Genomic DNA, 18,613 nt, shown 5'->3' on the forward strand with positions numbered 1-18,613 from the left:
GGTCATGTCCTTCCGCGGCGCATGCCGAAGAGCAGGCCGGCAACGATGATGAGCGAGGTCGCGATGAAGAGCAGCGTGCCGACGGCGGCGACCGTCGGGTCGGCGTCGCGGGTGATCGAGGTGTAGATCTGCACCGGCAGGGTCTTCAGGTACGGGCTCGTGATGAACAGCGCGACGATGATCTCGTCGAACGAGGTGATGAAGGCGAAGAGCGCGCCGGAGAGGATGCCCGGCAGGATCAGCGGCAGCGTCACCGTGCGGAAGACGGTGAGCCGCCCGGCGCCGAGGCTCGATGCGGCGGTCTCCAGTCGGCGGTCGAAGACTTCAAGGCTCGCCTGCACGGCGATCAGCACGAAGGGGATGGCGAGCATGGTATGCGCCAGCACGAAGCCGACGACGGTTCCGACCAGATGTGCGTCGAGATAGACCGCATAGATGCCGATCGCCAGCACCACGCCGGGCACGACCATGGGCGTGATCAGCAAGGCCCTGAGCAGCCCGCCGGTGCGCGCCGCAGCCCTCGTCACGCCGAACGCGGCGAGCGTGCCGACCACGGTCGCGACGACGGCGACGATGAGCGCGATGATCAGCGAATTGGTGAAGCTCGTCGTCCAGTCGGGATTGCTGAAGAAGTTGGCGTACCATTGCCAGGAGAAGCCCACCGGCGGGAAGGCCAGCGACTTGTTGCCGTTGAACGACATCGGAATGACCACCAGCGTCGGCGCCAAGAGCAGCACGGCGACAAGCAGGCAGAACAGGCCGAGGAAAACGCGCGGGAAGGAGGGCATAGGTCTCAGGCCTCCCTGCGATTGCTGGTGTGTTTCTGGCGCATCAGCGGCGCTGCGATGGCGAGCAGCAGGAAGGTCGCGACCAGAAGCACCACGCCCATGGCGCCGCCGCGGCCCCAGTTGAGCAGGCTCAGCACCTGGTTCTGTACGAGCGACGACAGCATGGTGCTGCGCGGGCCACCAAGAAGGGCCGGCGTGATGTAGAAGCCGAGCGACAGGATGAAGACGATGATCGCGCCGGCATAGACGCCGGGCAGCGATAGCGGCACGTAGATCTGCACGAAGGCGCGCCAGGGTTTCGCGCCGAGGCTGCGGGCGGCCTGCAACAGGCGCGTATCGATGCCCCGCATCACCGAATAGATCGGCAGGATCATGAAGGGCAGCAGCACCTGCGTCATGCCGATGATGACGCCGGGCAGCGTGCGGATGAGCTTTACGGGGGAAAGCCCGATACCGCGCAGCATGGAATTGATCACGCCGGAATCCTGCAGCAGGATGACCCAGGCGAGCGTGCGCACCACGCCGCTCAGCCAGAAGGGCACGAGCACGCAGAGGATGAGCGCAAGCCGCACGTTCCGGCCGACGATGGTCATGGCATAGGCATAGGGGTAGGCGCAGATCAGCGAGGCGAGCGTCACCCAGGCGGCGACGACGAAGGTTCGTTGCAGCACGTTCCGGTTCACCGCGGACTGGAAGAACCAGATGTAATTGTCGATGCCGGGCGCCGGATCGGTAAAGCTGCGCACCACGACGATCGCCAGCGGATAGGCGAGCGCCACGAGCAGCACCAGCACGGCAGGTGCTGCCAGCCACACCGCGCCCCGCAGCTGGAAGCGCGACAGGAAGGTGGGTCGTTCGGAACCGGTATGCGCGCCTTGGTCGGGTATCGCTGTCAAGGAAACCTCCCGTGCTGGGGAAGCAAGCCCGGCATCACGCCGGACTTGCATGGGATCACGCTCTTAGTTGCCGGAAAGAAGGGCGGACCACTTTTCCGCGGCAAGGTCGAAGTTCTTCACCCAGAACGGGATGTTCTGCTGGTAGCCCTGGCCAATGCGCTCGGGCGTCGAGGTGAGGAAGGCCGCGGTCACGTCGTCGACCTTCGGCTTGGCGTCGAGGTTGATCGGCGTGTAGGAGGTCTTTTCGGTGAGGATCGCCTGGGCGTTCGCGCCGAGATAGGCATTGAGCAGCGCATAGGCGGCGTCCGTGTCCTTGACGCCGACCGGAATGGTCATCTGGTCCATGACGACCAGCCAATCCTGCCAGACGGGCGTATAGGCGGCGCCGTTCTTCACGGCGGTCATGGCGCGGCCGGTCCACATCATCACCATGTCGGCCTCGCCGGATTCGGCGAGCTGCTGGGATTCAGCACCGGTTTTCCAGTAGATCGTGTCGGGGCCGAGATCGCGCAGCTTCTGGATGCCCTTCTCGATATCGTCCGGCGTCATCGCCCTCGGGTCGCCGCCGGATGCCTTGAAGGCCTGTTCGATCAGGCCGCCGGTCGGATCGCCGCTGCCGTCGATGGCGCGGATGCCGGGGAATTTCTCCGTGTCGAAGAAATCGACCCAGTTCTTCGGCGGATTGTCCTTGTAGGTCTCGTTCTTGTACATCAGCACGACGCCGTAGTTCATCGCCGGAACCGAGCACTCGCCGACCTGGCCGGGCGGGATTTTCGAGACGTCGAGCTTGGAGAGGTCGAGCTTCTGGAACAGCGTGCCGCAATGCACGTAAGGCGGCAGGTCGGCGGTATCGACCACGTCCCAGGTGACGTTGCCGGCATCGACCTGGGCCTTCAGCTTGGCGATTTCCGTCGGACCGTCGTTCAGCAGCGTCACGCCGGATTTCGTCACGAAATCCTGCAGCGCGGCGACCTGGCCGTCCTGGTAGATGCCGCCATAGGAGACGAAGGTCAGCGTCTTGCCCTTGAGCGAGCCTTCCTTCACTTCGCCGGCGACCGGCTTGTCCTGTGCGAACGCCGGCAACGCCAGGGCGCACGTCATCGTCAGGGCGAAAGCCCTCGCAAAATTCTTCATCGTCATTACTCCCAGTAGCGCTCGCGTGCGTTGTTCCTGCCGCGGTTACGAGCCCGGCCGTGGCAGGTATTTGTCGAGGTCATCCGCGACGCTGGTGGGCGGCGCGATCATCCAGAGGACTTCAGCCGTTTCCGTGCCGATATTGACGGTCTTGTGCGGAACCGAGGTCGGATATTCGATGCTGTCGCCGGCCGACAGCACATGGCGCTCGTCGCCGAGGGTGAGTTCCACCTCACCCCGCAGCACAAAGAACAGTTCATGCGAATCCCCATGGCTGTAGGGCTTTTCGCCCGTCGAGCCGCCGGGGTCGAATTCGCCGATATAGACTTCCATGTCGCGGATCGGGCGCCGCGACAGCAGCATCTTTCGGTAGCCTTCGGCCGGCGGCAAGGCCGGGCGTTCGTGCTTGCGCAGCACGCGGCCGACGGGCGGGGCGGTCTCTTCGAACAGGTCGGTCAGGCTGATGCCGAGCGCGCCGGCAATGCGCATCAGCGTGCTGATGTTGACTCCGCTCAGCCCCCGCTCCAACTGGCTGAGGAAGCTCGCCGTCGTTCCCGTGGCGTCGCCCAGCGTGCGAAGCGACATGCGCCGGGCAGTGCGGAAAGTCTTCACCTTCTCGCCCACAGCAGCCTGATTCTTCGTCGCAACCGCGATGTCGTCCATGGCCTCACCCTTCACTTAACAGCGTATTAAGTGAAGGGCACTTTGGCAACTGCTAAAATCACCGGCCGGCTATTTTGTGTGTCCTACAGCGCCGCGCCGGCCTTCAGCCCGTCATAAACCGCCTCTTCCGCGGTGCGCGGGGCGAGACAGTCGCCGATGAGATGGATTTCAGGCACGAGGCCCGCCAGCGCGGCCTTGAGCGCGTCCACCGGCGCGTGCCCGAGACAGAGCACGAGCGTATCGATATTCTCGAAGACGATCGGCTGTTCGCTGACGGTGTGTTGCAGGTAGACGGTGCCGCCATCGCAGCCGTAGAGCCGGGCGTAGGGCGTGATGCCGATGCCCTTCTTGTGCAGTTCGGCGGCGATGTTGTCGCGCACATAGAGTGGCAGCAACTCGCCGGGATGGGTGCCGTTGACCGCGAGCTCGACGCTGCATCCGTCATTGACCAGCAATTCGGCAATGCCGGGGCCGATCCAGTCGCAGCGCCAGTCGGCGACGACGACGCGGCTGCCGGTCTTCACCTCGCGGCGCAACACCTGCCAGGCATCGACCACCTGCACGCTGTCGTCTGCGGGAATTTCCGGCAGATAGGGTCTTCCGCCGGTCGCGAGCACGACGGCATCCGGCTTTTCTCGCTCGACAAGCGCCGCATCGACGCGCACGCCCTTGACCACGCGCACCTGCGCCAGTTCGAGCTCACGCGATAGATTGGTGATGATGCCGCCGAATTCCGCGCGGCGCGGCAATTGCTGGGCGAGCAACGCCTGTCCACCAAGCTGGCTGGCGGCCTCGTAGAGCGTGACCTGATGGCCGCGCGCGGCGGCGATGGCGGCGGCCTTCATGCCGCCCGGCCCGCCGCCGATCACCATGACCTTTTTCGGCCGCGTGGCGGGTGTGAGCGTCCCGAATTTCAGCTCGCGGCCGGTTTCCGGGTGCTGGATGCAGGAGATCGGAACGCCGCGATGGAAATGGCCGATGCAGGCCTGGTTGCAGGCGATGCAGGCGCGGATGTCGTCGGTGCGGCCTTCCTCGGCTTTCACCGGCATGTCCGGATCGCAGATCAGCGCGCGCGTCATGCCGCAGACGTCGGCGGCGCCCTCGGCCAGCACGGCCTCGGCCTCATGCGGCTGGTTGATGCGGCCGGCGACGAAGACGGGGACTTTCAGCGCGCGGCGGAAGCGGGCCGCATCGCTGGAAAGATAGGCGTTGCGATAGGCCATTGGCGGCACGATATGCACGGCGCCGCCAAGCGAGGCCGAGGTGCCGGCCGTGACGTTGACATAGTCGACCAGCGGTTCGAGCAGGCGACAGCTTTCCAGCGCCTCGTCGGAGGTGAGGCCGTTTTCATCCCGATCCCCGGCGCTGATGCGCAGGCCGACGACAAAATCCTCCGACGTCGCCGCGCGGATCGCTTTCAGTGCCTCGGCAGCGAAGCGCAGCCGGTTTTCCAGCGGTCCGCCATAGACGTCCGTGCGCAGGTTGACGCGCGGGTTCAGGAACTGCGCCGGCAGATAGCCGTGGCTTGCCACCAGCTCCACGCCGTCGAGACCCGCCTGGTGCATGCGCCGTGCCGCCGCACCATAGCCGGCGACGATCTCGTCGATCATCGTCTGGTCGAGCGCGCGCGGCATGACGCGAAAACGCTCGTTGGGCGTGACGGAGGGCGCGTAGGCGACGGTCAGCAGCCCGTCGCCACCCTCCATGATCTCCCGTCCGGGATGAAAGAGCTGCGAAAAGAGGGCGGTGCCATGGGCGTGACAGGTCTCCGCCAGCCGGCGATAGCCGTCGATGCAGTCGTCTTCCGTGGCCATCAGCATGTGCGAGGTATAACGCGCCGTCTCGTGCACGCCGGCAACCTGGGAGACGATGAGCCCGACGCCGCCCGCTGCCCGCGCCTCGTGATAGGCGATGAGCGCCTCGTTGACGAGGCCATCGGTCGGCAGCGTCGTGTCGTGTCCGGTGGACATGATGCGGTTCTTCAGCAGCACGCCGCGGATCTGCAAGGGCTGGAAAAGGTTCGGAAAGGGAGAGGCGGTCATGCTTACGCGACACCTCCCGTCTTCCGACAGAGGCGCACGAAGCGCTTGAAAGGTTCAATCCCGGCCATCCAGTCCTCCCATCCTGAGCGAGCGAAACGAGACCGCTTCTATTTTATCTTGAGTAAAAAATCGACTGATTTTTTTACTAGCGGCAAAATCTGTTGCCATTACCCGCAATCTGAACGACTTTGCCGGGGACACGAGGAATGAAACGATGGCAGACGAGAACGCTCCAGAGCCGGCCATGGATGCCGCCGCCGGCGAGGATCCGGTGCTCGGCGAGCGCATCCGCGGCCTGCGCAAACGGCGCAGGATGACGCTCGCCCAGCTTGCAGACAGTGCCGGCCTTTCGACCGGCTATATCAGCCAGATCGAGCGCAACCTCGCCTATCCATCGATCCCCGCGTTGGTCGGCATTGCCCGGAGCCTCGGCGTGACGGTGCAATGGTTCTTCGGCGGCGCGGCGCCCGTGCCGCAGGCCGAGCATGGTTATGTCATCCGGCGCGGCAATCGCCTGAGGATCCAGTACGACCACGGCATCGTCGACGAATTGCTGACGCCGAAGATGAGCCTGCAGGTCGAGATGATCTACACGCGCCTGCCGCCGGGCACCGAGAGCGCGGAGAGCTACAGCCATGCGGGCGACGCGGTGGGCTTCGTGATGGCGGGCGAACTCGAAATCTGGATCGGCGAGCGCCATTTCCACCTGCGCGAAGGCGACAGCTTCTCCTATTCCGCCGGCGAGCCGCACCGCTACCGTAACCCGGCAGAGCGCGAAGCCATCGTGCTCTGGGCAATCAGCCCGCCGAGTTTCTGAGGGCCTTTCAGAGAAAGAGGTGGACGATCAGGGATGTGAGGACGGCGTTCAGGCCCATGGCGATGCCGGAAAACAGTCCCGCGACCGGATCCACCGAATAGGCGCGCGCCGTGCCGATCCCGTGCGAGGCAAGCCCGACCGCAAACCCGCGCGCGCTGAAATCCTTGATGCGCATGGCGTTCATCATCGGCGTGACGACGATCGCGCCGCAGATGCCGGTGAGGACGACGACGGCCGCCGTCAGGGCCGGGTCACCCTGCAAGCCGGAGGAGATCGCCATGGCGACGGCGGCCGTCGTGGATTTCGGCGCCATCGAGGCGACGACTTCGGGCGAAAAGCCGAACAGGTCGCTGAAGAACACCGTCGAGCCGACCGCCGTGAAGCTGCCGACGACGAGCGCGCTCAGCATGGGCACGAGATTGCTCTTCACCAGCGAAAGTTTTTCGAAGAGCGGGATGCCGAGCGCCACGGTCGCCGGCCCCAGCAGGAAGTGGATGAACTGGGCGCCCTCGAAATAGGTGGCATAGTCGATGCCGGTCACGCAAAGCACGGTAGCGATGGCGGCGATCGAGATCATGATCGGGTTCAGCAGCGGATTGCCGGGGGCGAGCCCGGAAAGGCCGGTGGCTGCCAGCCAGACGACCAGCGTTCCGGCGAGCCACAGAAGCGGCGAGGTGGCGAGATAGACCCAGAGCCCGTCAGTCATTGGCATAGCCCCCGGAAAGCCGCTTGACGAGGATGAAGACCCAGACCGTCACGGTGAGGGTGATGACGGTCGACAACAGCACGATCGCCATCAGCGCGAAGCCGCGGTCGCGGATGAGATCCAGATGCTGGATGATGCCGACGCCTGCCGGCACGAAGAGCACGCCGAGATTGGCGAGGATCGCCTTGGACGTGTCGATGGTCCGTTCATGGGCCGGTTGCAGGAAAGCCGAGCCTTTCGTCAACGTGAGCACGATGGCGGCCATCGCCATGCCGATGACGGGACCGGGCACGAAACCTCCGAGGAAATAAGCGGTGACTTCGCCAACGAGCTGAAAAACAAGAAGAATCGTTATTCCGACGAGCATGTGCGCACTCCCGAGCCTGGCATTGTTTCGAAGGCGGCACGGGGCCGCTTCCTGGCAGGATTAAAGGCGTTCCGCCGTTAAATCCATGGCCATGCCCGGCCCGTTGCGCTCGCATGGCATGCTTTCCTCGACCGCGAAGACGAACATCGCGCCGCAGGTTGCACGATCTATTGACACCGGCAAAATTTCACAATTAATATTGCTGATAGTTGATGGCCGCAATTTTTGATCTGCGCTTGCGGCTCGCGGTGCCCGAGGAGGGGTGCCGCGAGAAGGATGCATGCCGCCATCAAACCGGGTTTCACGCATCGGGTAGGAGGATTTCGATGAACGATATTGCAACGGTGATCGACCTTGCGCAATTCCGGCGTCAGGTGGAGACCGAGACCACCATGGCGATGTGCCCGACGGCGATCGCCATCGAGAAGAACATTCCGATCTATGACGGCGCCTCTGTCAATGACGAAATCGGCCCGGAATGGGCGTCGATCATCGGCGAGGGGCCGGGTGTGTTCGTGGTGAAGCGCGCCTTTACCGATCCGGGTGCCATCGATGCGGCGAGCGAGGTGTTTCGCCAGATCATCGCCGACGAGCGCGCGGCCGGCACGGCAGCAGGCGACCATTTCGCCAAGGCCGGCGCCAATGACCGCATCTGGAACAGCCTGCAAAAGCTCTGCCTGCGCGATCCCGCCGTTTACGCCCGCTACATGGCCAACCCGGTGATCGATATCGCCTGCCGCGCTTGGCTCGGCCCGGGCTACCAGATCGCCACGCAGGTCAACCAGGTGCGCCCCGGCGGCAAGGCGCAGGCGCCGCACCGCGATTACCATCTCGGCTTCATGAAGCCGGAGCAGATGGCGGAATATCCGAGCCACATCCACGCCACCGGTCCGACCCTCATCCTGCAAGGCGGCGTCGCCCATTGCGACATGCCCGTCGAGAGCGGCACGACGAAGCTGCTGCCGCATTCGCAGCGCTACCTGCCGGGCTATGTCGCCGCCACGCGGCCGGAATTCCGCGATTATTTCGAGGAGAACTATGTCCAGCTCGCCCTCGAAAAGGGCGACGCGATCTTCTTCAGCCCCGCGCTGTTCCACGCTGCCGGCGAGAACCGGACCGCGGATGTCGTGCGCATGGTCAACCTCATCCAGACGGCCTCGGCCTTCGCGCGCCACATGGAAAACCTCGACCGTACCGCCATGGCCCGCGCCGTCTACCCGCATCTGGCGGCACTCTCGCCGCAGGGTCGGCGCGCGGTGATCGCCGCGACGGCGGACGGCTACCCGTTCCCGACCAATCTCGACACCGATCCGCCGCTCGGCGGTCTTGCGCCGGAAAGCCAGCAGGAGCTGCTCGCCCGGGCCGTCGCGGAAGGCTGGGACCAGGCGAAACTGGACGCCGCTTTGTCTGCACAGGGCGCCAAGCGCGCGGCCTGACAGTTACCCGCAACGGCTTCGGGCGGGGAGGAACAGGAAGCCAATTTCGGGAGGAAATCGTTCATGAAGAAAATTCTGCAATCGCTCGCCCTCGGCGCGCTGCTCGCCACGACGGCCTTTGCCGGTGTGGCCAATGCGGATGGCGAAAAGTTTGTCTGGATCAGCCATGGCCCGGATAGCGACAGCTGGTTCAACGTCATCAAGAACGCCATCAAGGTCACGAACGAGCAGATGGGCGTCGAGACCGAATATCGCAATCCGCCGACGGGCGACCTCGCCGACATGGCGCGCCTCGTGCAGCAGAGTTCGGCTGCCGGCGTCGACGGCATCATCGTCACGATCGCCGACTTCAACGTGCTCGAAGGGCCGATCAAGGACGCCATCGCCAAGGGCATTCCGGTTGTGACCGTCAATTCGGGCACGGTCGAGGAAAGCCAGAAGCTCGGCGCGCTGATGCATGTCGGCCAGCCGGAATTTGAAGCGGGCCTCGGCGCCGGCAAGCGCGCCAAGGAAGCGGGCATCAAGAGCTTCCTCTGCGTCAACCACTACATCACCAACCCGGCCTCCGTGGAGCGGTGCCGCGGTTTTGCCGAGGGCATCGGCGTGGAACTCGGCAACCAGATGGTCGATTCCGGCATCGACCCGTCGGAAGTACAGAACAAGGTGAAGGCCTACCTCACCGCCAATCCCGATACCGGCGCGATCCTGACGCTCGGCCCCAACTCGGCCGAACCGTCGATCCGGGCGGTCAAGGAAATGGGCCTCGACGGCGATCTCTATTTCGGCACGTTCGACCTCTCGGCCGAGATTTCCGCCGCCATCAAGGACGGCACGATCAACTTTGCGATCGACCAGCAGCCGTTCCTGCAGGGCTCGATCCCGATCCAGGTGCTGACGAGCTATGTGCGCTACGGCGTGGCGCCGGCCAACTCCATCTTCACTGGCCCCGGCTTCGTTACGAAGGACAATATCGCGCTCGTCGAGTCGCTGGCGGGCCAGTACCGTTGATCTGACGGGTTTTTTGGCGCGCCGGGCGACCTGCCCGTGCGCGCCAAAAGTCTTTTTCGAGGGAGGAGAATGCATTCATGACGGACGTCATTCCAGACGCGCTGAAGGACGAGCGCATCAAACCCGTCTCGCCGCTTCGGCGCGCGCTGATCCGGCCCGAGCTCGGCGGCATCTGCGGCACCATCCTGGTCTTCCTGCTGTTTGCCGTCATTGCCGGCGACAGCGGCATGTTCGCCGCGGAAGGCGTGATGAACTGGACGGTGGTCTCGGCCCAGTTCATGGTGATCGCGGTCGGCGCCTGTCTCCTGATGATCGCCGGCGAGTTCGATCTTTCGACCGGCTCGATGATCGGCTTTTCCGGGGTGATGATCGCCATTCTCTCGGTCCATATCGGCGTGCCGCTGTGGCTCGCCATCATCGCGACCTTCGTCTTCTGCATCCTGCTCGGCGGCGTGAACGGCTGGCTGGTCATCCGCACCGGCCTGCCGTCCTTCATCGTGACGCTCGCCTTCCTCTATATCCTGCGCGGGCTGACCATCTGGGGCTCGATCTACTTCACCCGGCAGACCATCATCGGCGGCGTCGCGGAGAAGGCGGCGACCGATTGGCTAGCGCCGATCTTCGGCGGCAAGGTTCTGGGCTGGCTCTTCACCTGGATGGGGGAGGCGGGCTGGATCGCCACCTTCACCCGCGGCAACCGCGCCGGCCAGCCGGTCATCGACGGCATCCCGATGCTCGTCGTCTGGGCGATCGTGCTGGTGATCTTCGGCCATTGGCTGCTGACGCGCACCAAGTTCGGCAACTGGATCTTTGCGGCCGGGGGCGATGCGCTCGCCGCGCGCTACGTCGGCGTGCCGGTGAATCGCGTCAAAATCCTCATGTTCATGTTTTCCGCCTTCTGCGCCTGCGTCTTTGCGACCTGCCAGGTGATGGAATTCGGCTCGGCGGCGGCCGACCGCGGTCTCCTGAAGGAGTTCGAGGCGATCATCTGCGTGGTCATCGGCGGCGCCTTGCTGACCGGCGGTTACGGCTCGGTCATCGGGGCCGCACTTGGCGCCATCATCTTCGGCGTGGTGCAGCAGGGCCTGTTCTTCGCCAATGCGGAAAGCTCGCTCTTCCGGGTGTTCCTCGGCCTTATCCTGCTGACGGCCGTGATCATGAACACCTATATCCGCCGCATCATCACGGGAGAACGCTGATGGCCGCCATCGTGGAGATGAAAGACATCACCAAGCATTTTGGCCATGTCATCGCGCTGGCCGGCGTCTCCTTCGATATCCGCGCAGGCGAATGCCATTGCCTGCTCGGCGACAACGGTGCCGGCAAATCGACCTTCATCAAGATCATGTCCGGCGTCTACAAGCCGAGCGGCGGCGAGGTGCTGGTGGAAGGCACGCCGACGCTGTTCCAGAGCCCGCGCGATGCCATGACGGCGGGCATCGCGACGGTCTACCAGGACCTCGCCATGATCCCGCTGATGAGCGTCAGCCGCAATTTCTGGATGGGACGTGAGCCGGAGCGCGGCGTCTGGCCCTTCCGGACCTTCGACACGGCCAAGGCCGACGACATTACCGTCAAGGAAATGCGCAAGATGGGCATCAGCCTGCGCGGCCCCGACCAGGCGGTGGGCACGCTTTCCGGCGGTGAACGCCAGACGGTCGCCATCGCCCGCGCCGTCTATTTCGGCGCCAAGGTGCTGATCCTCGACGAACCGACCTCGGCACTCGGCGTGCGCCAGACGGCGAATGTGCTGAGCACCATCGACCGGGTGCGCAAGCAGGGCATCGGCGTCGTCTTCATCACCCACAATGTCCGCCACGCGCTCGCCGTCGGCGACCGCTTCACGGTGCTGAACCGCGGCCAGACGCTGGGCACCGCCGAACGCGGCACGGTGGATGCAGCGGCGCTGCAGGACATGATGGCCGGCGGGCAGGAGCTGGCGCTGCTGGAATCCTCGCTCGGCGGGACGATCTGAGAAGCGCACGCCGGACAGACAATCCGGCGTGCATCGCATTGCATGCGGGGTCTGGTTTGCGGGGTTGCGAGCCTTCCTACCCTCCAACGTCATCCTCGGGCTTGACCCGAGGATCCGCGCAGTACCCGCGGCATGGATGGTCGGGTCAAGCCCGACCATGACGGAGGAAAGGGCGGAGTCCGGAGGTTCTCGCGCTCAGCAGACAACCTCGTAACCGGCGGCAGCCATCACGCGGAGGAGTTCCTTATGGCCGATCTTTGCCATGTCGAGCGGCGGATTGTGGGTGGGGTCCTGCTCCGCCTCGACGACGAACCAGCCCTCGTAGCCGTAGGAGGCGAGGCGCTTGACGATGGCCTCGAAATCGAGGCTGCCATCGCCGGGAACCGTGAAGGCGCCCTTGATCACGGCGTCGAGGAAACTTTCCCGCGTGCGGTCGAGCGCGTCGATCACCGGCAGGCGCACGTCCTTGGTGTGCACGTGGGTGATGCGCGTGTGGTGCTTGTCGATGACCCGCAGCACGTCGCCGCCGGCGAAGGCCATGTGGCCGGCGTCGAAGAGCAGGGGGAGGCCCTCGCCGGAATGTTTCATCAGGAGGTCGAGTTCTTGCTCGGTCTCGATCGGGGCGGCCATATGGTGGTGGTAGGAAATCGGCATGCCCTGGTCGGCGCACCATTCGCCAAAGGCCGTCATCTTGCGGCCATAGGTCTTGATCTCGTCCTCGGAGAGCTTGCGCTTCGTCGCAAGCGGCGCCGTACGGTCGCCCTGGATCGTGCCCGCCGTCTCGCCATAGACGATGCAGGGCGCGCCGACGGCCTTGAACAGGGCCATCTGCGCTGCGATCCGGTCCTTTTCTGCCGCGATGTCACCGTCGAGCAGCAGGCCCGAGAACCAGCCGCCGCACACGCTCATGCCGTGCTGGTCGAGGATCGGGCGCAGCGTCGCCGCATCCATCGGGAAACGGCGGCCGGTCTCCATGCCGGTGAAACCCGCTTCGCGCGCTTCGGCAAGGCATCCTTCCAGCGAGATATCGCTGCTGATTTCCGGCAGGTCGTCGTTCCACCAGGCGATGGGCGCAATGCCGAGTTTGGCTTTCATGGTCGGGCTCCAGGTTCGAGGGAAGGCGTCTTGCAAAACAAATATTGACACTTTCATATTTTTGCAACGATAATTGCATTCAACAAACTGCGCATCATCTGAGGAAACACAGAGAATGAAAAAGAAGCTCCGTCTTGGCCTTATCGGCTCGGGTTTCATGGGCAAGACGCACGTCTTCGGCTTTGCCGCCGCCGAGCGGGTCTTCGATCTGCCCTGTGACGTGGAGCTGGCGACGATTGCCGACGTGACCCTGGCGCAGGCGGAAGCCGCACGCGCCGCCTTCGGTTTCGCACGGGCCACGGATGACTGGCGGAGCCTGGTGGCGGACCCGGACATCGACGTGATCGACATCACCGCCCCCAACGCCCTGCACAAGGAGATGGCGCTCGCGGCAATCGCCGCCGGCAAACACGTCTATTGCGAAAAGCCGCTCGCCCCGCTTGCGAGCGACGCGCGCGAAATGGCGGACGCCGCGGAAAAGGCCGGCGTCAGGACGCAGGTCGGCTTCAACTATCTCTGCAACCCGATGCTCGGCCTCGCGAGGGAGATGATCGCCGGCGGGGAACTGGGGGACATCCGCGGCTATCGCGGCCTCCATGCGGAGGACTATATGGCCGATCCGGCCGCACCCTTCACCTTCCGGCACGATCCGGCGGGCGGCGGGGTGCTGGCGGATCTGGGCAGCCATGCGCTGGCGACGGCCGAGTTCCTCGTCGGCCCGATCACCAGGGTCATGGGCGATTGCGTGACGGTGATCGCCAGCCGCCCCGACGGCAAGGGCGGCGTGCGGACCGTCGAGACGGACGATATCGGCCGCGCCTTCCTGCGCTTCGAAAACGGCGCGACGGGCTCGATCGAGGGCAACTGGGTCGCCACCGGCCGCAAGATGCAGCACGATTTCGAGGTCTACGGCACCAAAGGCGCGCTCGCCTTCTCGCAGGAGCGCTTCAACGAACTTCATTTCTATTCGACGGGCGATGCCAAGGGCCGCCAGGGTTTCCGCCGCATCGAGGCCGGTCCAGACCATGTGCCCTATGGTCGCTTCTGCGTCGCACCCGGCCACCAGCTCGGCTTCAATGACCTGAAGGCGATCGAAGTCGCCGGTTATCTCGACGCGATCGCCGGCCTCAGGCCAGAACCGTTCAATTTCCGCGCCGGCCTGCGCATTCAGACGCTGGTGGAGACGATCCAGACATCGTCGCGCAACGGCGCCTGGCTTGCGGTTTGACGCGGATGGGAGGAAGAACCGTGAAAAGCATCGGAATTGGCGTCATCGGCGCGGGCGTGATGGGGGCGGAGCATGCGCGCATCCTTGCCAGCGATGTTTCGGGCGCGCACCTCGTTGCCGTGGCCGATGCCGACCCTGCCCGTGCCGAGGCGGCCGCGCGCGGGGCGAGGGCGACGACGGACGCCGAGGCGCTGATCGCCGATCCCGCCGTCGAAGCAGTGCTCATCGCCTCGCCGGATGCGACGCATCACCGGCTCGTGCTGGCGGCGATCGCGGCGGGCAAGCCGGTCCTCTGCGAAAAGCCGCTCGCGACAAGCACCGCCGAATGCCTGGAGATCGTCACGGCCGAGGCGCGATCCGGCCGGCGGCTGGTCCAGACCGGCTTCATGCGCCGCTTCGATCCCGCCTATCGCGAAATGAAGGCAGCGATCGACGACAACACGCTCGGTGCCGTGCGCATCCTGCATTGCCAGCATCGCAATGCGGCAGCGCCATCGTGGTTCACCGGCGCGATGGCCGTCACCAATTCGCTGGTGCACGAGATCGACGTCTGCCGCTGGCTGCTCTCGACGGAATACACCGCCGTCACCGTCATTCCCTGCCCGTCTGAGGCGAGCAACGACCCCGCCATGTTCATCTTCGAAACGGCGGCGGGCAGCCTCGTTTCCGTGGAACTCTTCATGAATGCCGACTACGGCTACCACGTCCACGCCGAAGCGGTCTGCGCGGGCGGCACGATCGGCATGGCGCATCCGGCCGTCACCCGCACACGGCGCAACGGCGCGGAGGAGGGGTCTTTCCCGGCAAACTGGGTGCCCCGCTTCCGCGATGCCTATCGCCTCCAGAATCAGGCCTGGATCGACGGTATCCGCGGCGGCACGCCGGCGGCGGATGGCTCGACGGCCTGGGACGGGCTCGTCGCCACCTGCCTCGCGGACCAGATTGTCGTCGCAATGACGACACGCGAGCGCACGCGGCTGACGCTGCCCGAAAGTCCAAGCTGAATAGTGGGCGGGAATGCGGGTCCGCACCAAACGTTGCGGATAATTCTTGACTTGCAATAAAGATTGCTTCTTTTGTGAATGGGAAATGCTGCTGGCGGATGCGGCCTTTTGCACCGCCGGCATGGAGGAGGTGACATGTACGGTTCCTACGGTTTGTTCATTGACGGCGCCTGGTCGGGGCCGGCGCGCGGGGCCTCCACCGAGATCACCGATCCCGGCAATGGCGAGGTTCTCGGCGTGGTGCCCGCCGCCGCCGTGGAGGATACGGAAAGGGCGATCGCCGTTGCCGAACGCGCCTTCCGCAGCTGGAAGGCGACGCCCGCCTGGGCGCGCGCGGATGCACTGCACAAGGTCGCCGATGTCATGGCTGCGCGCGCTGCGGAAGCGGCCCGCCAGATCACGCTCGAAACCGGCAAGCCGCTGGCGCAGGCCGGTCGTGAATGGGGCCTCGCCGTCGACCAGTTCCGCTGGTACGCGGAAGAGGCCCGTCGCATCTACGGCCGCATCGTCGAAAGCCGCGCGCCGGGCGGCCGGCTGGAAGTGTCACATGAGCCCGTCGGTGTCGTCGCGGCCTTCACGGCGTGGAATTTCCCGGCGGCGCTGATCGCCCGCAAGGTCGCGCCCGCACTTGCGGCCGGCTGTGCCGTCATCGTCCGGCCTTCGGTCGAGGTGCCGGGTGTGGCGATGATCCTGTTCGATTGCCTGCGCGAGGCCGGCCTTCCCGCAGGCGTCGCCAATCTTCTGATCGGCCCGACCGGCAATACCTACAAGCCCATTATGGCCTCGGCCCTCGTGCGCAAGGTTTCGCTGACGGGCTCGACCCGCGTCGGCCAGCAGATGATCCGCGACAGCGCCGAGACGGTGAAGCGCGTCAGCATGGAACTCGGCGGCAATGCGCCGATGATCGTCTTCGACGATGCCGATCTCGACCGGGCGCTCGACCTCGCCGTGCCGACGAAATACGCCAATGCCGGCCAGGTCTGCGTCACGCCGGACCGCTTCTACGTGCACGAGTCGCTGCACGATCGCTTTGCCGATGGTTTCGCGGCGCGGGCAAAAGCGCTGAAGCTCGGCCATGGCCTCGACGAGGCGACGCAGATGGGGTCGCTGATCAACGAGCGCCGCAGGCTGGCGATCGAGGAGATCATCGCCGACGCCAGCGACCGCGGCGGCAAGATCCTTGCCGGCGGCCGCCGCCCGGCCGGCATGAATGCCGGCTTCTTCTTTGAGCCGACCGTCGTCACCGGCCTGCCGGACGATGCCAAGGCGATCGCCGAGGAGAATTTCGGCCCGATCGCCGCCATCACGCCTTTCTCCTCGGCGGACGAGGTCTTCGAGCGGGCGAACGCCTCCGAGATGGGCCTCTCCGCCTATGTCTTCACGCGCGATGCCGGGCGCGCCCGAGAGGCGGCGGCGCGGCTGGAGGCGGGCATGGTCGGCGTCAACAGCTTTGCGCTCGCGGCGGCCGAGGCGCCCTTTGGCGGCATCAAGGCAAGCGGCATGGGCCGCGAGGGTGGCACCGAGGGCATTCTGGATTATTCCAATGTCAAACTCGCGCAGATGACGGTTTGAGGAGAGAGCCATGATCAAGAACGGTGTCAAGCAGCGCTGGGCGGAGGGCAAGCCCGTCATCAACGGCTGGCTTTCGATCGGCAATTCCTTCAGCGCCGAAATCATGGCCGGTCAGGGCTACGATTCGCTCACCATCGACATGCAGCACGGCATCGTCGGTTATGACGGCACGGTGCCGATGTTGCAGGCGATGCGGGCAAGCGGCGTGACGCCGCTGGTGCGTGTGCCCTGGCTTGACCCCGCCGATATCATGAAGGCGCTGGACGCCGGCGCCTACGGCGTCATCTGCCCGATGATCAACACGCGCGCCGAGGCCGAACGGCTGGTCTCCTACGTGCGCTATCCGCCCGCAGGCGTGCGCAGTTTCGGGCCGAGCCGGGCACTCTTCTCCGCCGGCCCCGGTTATGCCGCGGAAGCCGATGACGAGATCATCTGCCTCGCCATGATCGAGACCGCGCAGGCCTATGAGAACCTCGAAGACATTCTCGCCACCCCCGGCCTCGACGGCGTCTATATCGGCCCGGCGGACCTGACGCTCGGGCTTCAGGGCAAGCGCTATGCGCCCGGCTTCGACCGCCGCGAGCCGGAGATGATCGAGGCGATCAAGCGGATTCTCCATGCGGCGCACAAGGCCGGCAAGCGTGCGGCCCTCCACAACGGCACCCCCGAATATGCGGCCGAGGCCGTCGGCTGGGGCTTCGATTTCATCACCGTCTCCAACGACGTCCGCCTGCTTGCCGCCGCCGCCGATGCGAGCGTGCGAAAATTCCGCGAGCTCGTGCAGGAGGTCGCTCCCGAAAACAAGATCGATACGGGAGGCTATTGAATGCCGAGGATCCTGGTGGCCGGCAAGATCCATGCGGATGGACTTGCGGTCCTGCACTCCGCGCCGGGCGTGACGGTCGATTATGTCGAGGAGGTTTCCGCGGCGAGCTACCGGCCGTTCCTCGCCGCCGCCGATGCGCTGCTCATCCGCACCCAGCCGCTGCCGGCGGAGTTCATCGCCGGCGCGCCGCAGCTCAAGATCGTCTCGCGCCACGGCGTGGGGTATGATTCCGTCGATGTTGAAGCGCTGAACGGCCGCGGTATACCGCTTGCCGTCGTGGGTGACGTGAATTCGCGAGCCGTGGCCGAACATGCCGCGATGCTGATGCTGTCGGCCGCACGCCGCACCGTGCTTTTTGACCAAAAAATGCGGGCCGGCGACTGGAACTACCGCAACACCCTCGATGCTGACGAACTCGACGGGCGGACCCTGCTTGTCGTGGGTTTCGGGCGCATTGGCCGGAGACTGGCGCAGATCGCGATGGTGCTCGGCATGGCGGTGCTGGCCTATGACAAGTTCCAAGACGCCGCCGAGATCGCGGCGGCCGGCGTGACCCCGGTCGCAGACCTGCGCGATGGCCTCCGGCAGGCCGACGTGGTGTCGCTGCATGTGCCGAAATCCGGCGCGGAACCGCTCATCGGGGCGGCGGAACTGGCGGTGATGAAGCGCTCCGCCATCCTCGTCAACACGGCGCGCGGCGGGCTGATCGACGAGGCGGCGTTGCTCGCCGCGCTCAACGAGGGGCGCCTGTCCGCGGCCGGCCTCGACGTGCTCGATTCCGAACCGCCGGCGCGCGACGACCCGATGCTCGCCTGCGAGCGCGTCGTGCTCTCGCCGCACAATGCCGGGCTGACCGAAGCCTGTGGGCGGCGCATGGCGATCTCGGCGGCGACCAACATCCTCGATTTCTTCAAGGGCACGCTCGATCCGGCGCTCGTCGTCAACCGCGACGAGATCGCGGCGCATGCCCGTTCGAGTGTCGGCGCCTGACGCTTTTGAGTGCTGTTTCCCGGCTTCGGCCAAAACGTTGCAGACTTTTGATTTATGCAATACTGC

General features: G+C 65.3%; 18 protein-coding genes. 10 read left to right on the forward strand and 8 right to left on the reverse strand.

The features are described 5' to 3' along the window. Positions 1 to 2: 2 nt before the first annotated feature. The 5 genes from GB927_RS08720 to GB927_RS08740 form a co-directional block, all read right to left on the reverse strand. Positions 3 to 788 carry an ABC transporter permease gene (locus tag GB927_RS08720; protein ID WP_256116327.1) on the reverse strand — a complete coding sequence of 262 codons (786 nt, stop codon included), beginning with the start codon at positions 786 to 788 and terminating at the stop codon, positions 3 to 5. Positions 789 to 793: 5 nt separating this feature from the next. Beyond that, positions 794 to 1,615, reverse strand: coding sequence for an ABC transporter permease (locus GB927_RS08725; protein ID WP_439655486.1), 822 nt, complete (start codon positions 1,613 to 1,615; stop codon positions 794 to 796). 132 nt (positions 1,616 to 1,747) lie between these two features. Continuing rightward, positions 1,748 to 2,824: an extracellular solute-binding protein gene (locus GB927_RS08730; protein ID WP_439655477.1), complete on the reverse strand. Its 1,077-nt coding sequence runs from the start codon at positions 2,822 to 2,824 to the stop codon at positions 1,748 to 1,750. A 39-nt stretch (positions 2,825 to 2,863) separates the two neighbouring features. Further along, a complete protein-coding gene (locus GB927_RS08735; protein ID WP_256116331.1) occupies positions 2,864 to 3,481 on the reverse strand; it encodes a helix-turn-helix domain-containing protein in 618 nt (205 codons plus the stop codon). 83 nt (positions 3,482 to 3,564) lie between these two features. Further along, a complete protein-coding gene (locus GB927_RS08740) occupies positions 3,565 to 5,523 on the reverse strand; it encodes an oxidoreductase (protein ID WP_256116332.1) in 1,959 nt (652 codons plus the stop codon). Between the two features lie 214 nt (positions 5,524 to 5,737). On the opposite strand from GB927_RS08740, the gene GB927_RS08745 reads away from it, so the two are divergent. Further along, positions 5,738 to 6,340, forward strand: a complete 603-nt coding sequence (locus GB927_RS08745; protein WP_256116333.1) for a helix-turn-helix domain-containing protein — start codon at positions 5,738 to 5,740, stop codon at positions 6,338 to 6,340. Positions 6,341 to 6,347: 7 nt separating this feature from the next. On the opposite strand, the gene GB927_RS08750 is transcribed toward GB927_RS08745, so the two are convergent. Both GB927_RS08750 and GB927_RS08755 read right to left on the reverse strand, forming a co-directional pair. Beyond that, positions 6,348 to 7,046, reverse strand: a complete 699-nt coding sequence (locus tag GB927_RS08750; protein WP_256116334.1) for an LrgB family protein — start codon at positions 7,044 to 7,046, stop codon at positions 6,348 to 6,350. Beyond that, positions 7,039 to 7,413: a CidA/LrgA family protein gene (locus GB927_RS08755; RefSeq protein ID WP_256116335.1), complete on the reverse strand. Its 375-nt coding sequence runs from the start codon at positions 7,411 to 7,413 to the stop codon at positions 7,039 to 7,041. Before GB927_RS08755 ends, GB927_RS08750 begins: the two co-directional genes overlap by 8 nt. Positions 7,414 to 7,739: 326 nt before the next feature. Between GB927_RS08755 and GB927_RS08760 the strand changes: the two genes are divergently transcribed. From GB927_RS08760 to GB927_RS08775, 4 genes are all read left to right on the forward strand, one after another. Then, complete coding sequence (locus tag GB927_RS08760) at positions 7,740 to 8,849, forward strand: phytanoyl-CoA dioxygenase family protein (protein ID WP_256116337.1); 1,110 nt, start codon at positions 7,740 to 7,742, stop codon at positions 8,847 to 8,849. A gap of 63 nt (positions 8,850 to 8,912) precedes the next feature. Next, complete coding sequence (locus tag GB927_RS08765; RefSeq protein ID WP_256116338.1) at positions 8,913 to 9,857, forward strand: sugar ABC transporter substrate-binding protein; 945 nt, start codon at positions 8,913 to 8,915, stop codon at positions 9,855 to 9,857. Between the two features lie 77 nt (positions 9,858 to 9,934). After that, the gene (locus GB927_RS08770; protein WP_256116339.1) at positions 9,935 to 11,056 is read left to right on the forward strand and encodes an ABC transporter permease; all 1,122 of its coding nucleotides are present in this window, start codon (positions 9,935 to 9,937) and stop codon (positions 11,054 to 11,056) included. After that, positions 11,056 to 11,832 (forward strand): ATP-binding cassette domain-containing protein, encoded by a 777-nt coding sequence (locus GB927_RS08775; RefSeq protein ID WP_439655478.1) that lies wholly within the window; start codon positions 11,056 to 11,058, stop codon positions 11,830 to 11,832. The genes GB927_RS08770 and GB927_RS08775 overlap by 1 nt, the downstream gene beginning before the upstream one ends. 195 nt (positions 11,833 to 12,027) lie before the next feature. Here the strand turns inward: GB927_RS08775 and iolE are convergent, their stop codons facing one another. Further along, on the reverse strand, positions 12,028 to 12,927 hold the full coding sequence (iolE, locus tag GB927_RS08780; protein ID WP_256116340.1) for a myo-inosose-2 dehydratase: 900 nt from the start codon (positions 12,925 to 12,927) through the stop codon (positions 12,028 to 12,030). Between the two features lie 115 nt (positions 12,928 to 13,042). Between iolE and GB927_RS08785 the strand changes: the two genes are divergently transcribed. From GB927_RS08785 to GB927_RS08805, 5 genes are all read left to right on the forward strand, one after another. Further along, positions 13,043 to 14,155 (forward strand): Gfo/Idh/MocA family protein, encoded by a 1,113-nt coding sequence (locus tag GB927_RS08785; RefSeq protein ID WP_256116341.1) that lies wholly within the window; start codon positions 13,043 to 13,045, stop codon positions 14,153 to 14,155. 20 nt (positions 14,156 to 14,175) lie between these two features. After that, positions 14,176 to 15,159: a Gfo/Idh/MocA family protein gene (locus GB927_RS08790; RefSeq protein ID WP_256116342.1), complete on the forward strand. Its 984-nt coding sequence runs from the start codon at positions 14,176 to 14,178 to the stop codon at positions 15,157 to 15,159. A 135-nt stretch (positions 15,160 to 15,294) separates the two neighbouring features. Continuing rightward, complete coding sequence (locus GB927_RS08795; protein WP_256116343.1) at positions 15,295 to 16,731, forward strand: NAD-dependent succinate-semialdehyde dehydrogenase; 1,437 nt, start codon at positions 15,295 to 15,297, stop codon at positions 16,729 to 16,731. Positions 16,732 to 16,741: 10 nt separating this feature from the next. Next, positions 16,742 to 17,557, forward strand: coding sequence for an HpcH/HpaI aldolase family protein (locus GB927_RS08800; protein WP_256116344.1), 816 nt, complete (start codon positions 16,742 to 16,744; stop codon positions 17,555 to 17,557). Next, entirely contained in the window at positions 17,558 to 18,547 is a 990-nt protein-coding gene (locus GB927_RS08805) for a hydroxyacid dehydrogenase (protein ID WP_256116345.1), read from the forward strand. Positions 18,548 to 18,613 lie beyond the last annotated feature (66 nt).

Source organism: Shinella lacus (assembly GCF_010994755.1).
Lineage (GTDB): Bacteria > Pseudomonadota > Alphaproteobacteria > Rhizobiales > Rhizobiaceae > Shinella > Shinella lacus.

What these genes read in the sequence shown, in the direction of transcription:
- GB927_RS08805 (WP_256116345.1), top strand. Translation starts at nt 17,558, where the DNA reads ATGCCGAGGATCCTGGTGGCCGGCAAGATCCATGCGGATGGACTTGCG.
- GB927_RS08745 (WP_256116333.1), top strand. Translation starts at nt 5,738, where the DNA reads ATGGCAGACGAGAACGCTCCAGAGCCGGCCATGGATGCCGCCGCCGGC.
- GB927_RS08770 (WP_256116339.1), top strand. Translation starts at nt 9,935, where the DNA reads ATGACGGACGTCATTCCAGACGCGCTGAAGGACGAGCGCATCAAACCC.
- GB927_RS08765 (WP_256116338.1), top strand. Translation starts at nt 8,913, where the DNA reads ATGAAGAAAATTCTGCAATCGCTCGCCCTCGGCGCGCTGCTCGCCACG.
- iolE (WP_256116340.1), bottom strand. Translation starts at nt 12,927, where the DNA reads ATGAAAGCCAAACTCGGCATTGCGCCCATCGCCTGGTGGAACGACGAC.
- GB927_RS08740 (WP_256116332.1), bottom strand. Translation starts at nt 5,523, where the DNA reads ATGACCGCCTCTCCCTTTCCGAACCTTTTCCAGCCCTTGCAGATCCGC.
- GB927_RS08785 (WP_256116341.1), top strand. Translation starts at nt 13,043, where the DNA reads ATGAAAAAGAAGCTCCGTCTTGGCCTTATCGGCTCGGGTTTCATGGGC.
- GB927_RS08750 (WP_256116334.1), bottom strand. Translation starts at nt 7,046, where the DNA reads ATGACTGACGGGCTCTGGGTCTATCTCGCCACCTCGCCGCTTCTGTGG.
- GB927_RS08760 (WP_256116337.1), top strand. Translation starts at nt 7,740, where the DNA reads ATGAACGATATTGCAACGGTGATCGACCTTGCGCAATTCCGGCGTCAG.
- GB927_RS08720 (WP_256116327.1), bottom strand. Translation starts at nt 788, where the DNA reads ATGCCCTCCTTCCCGCGCGTTTTCCTCGGCCTGTTCTGCCTGCTTGTC.
- GB927_RS08795 (WP_256116343.1), top strand. Translation starts at nt 15,295, where the DNA reads ATGTACGGTTCCTACGGTTTGTTCATTGACGGCGCCTGGTCGGGGCCG.
- GB927_RS08775 (WP_439655478.1), top strand. Translation starts at nt 11,056, where the DNA reads ATGGCCGCCATCGTGGAGATGAAAGACATCACCAAGCATTTTGGCCAT.
- GB927_RS08730 (WP_439655477.1), bottom strand. Translation starts at nt 2,824, where the DNA reads ATGACGATGAAGAATTTTGCGAGGGCTTTCGCCCTGACGATGACGTGC.
- GB927_RS08735 (WP_256116331.1), bottom strand. Translation starts at nt 3,481, where the DNA reads ATGGACGACATCGCGGTTGCGACGAAGAATCAGGCTGCTGTGGGCGAG.
- GB927_RS08800 (WP_256116344.1), top strand. Translation starts at nt 16,742, where the DNA reads ATGATCAAGAACGGTGTCAAGCAGCGCTGGGCGGAGGGCAAGCCCGTC.
- GB927_RS08755 (WP_256116335.1), bottom strand. Translation starts at nt 7,413, where the DNA reads ATGCTCGTCGGAATAACGATTCTTCTTGTTTTTCAGCTCGTTGGCGAA.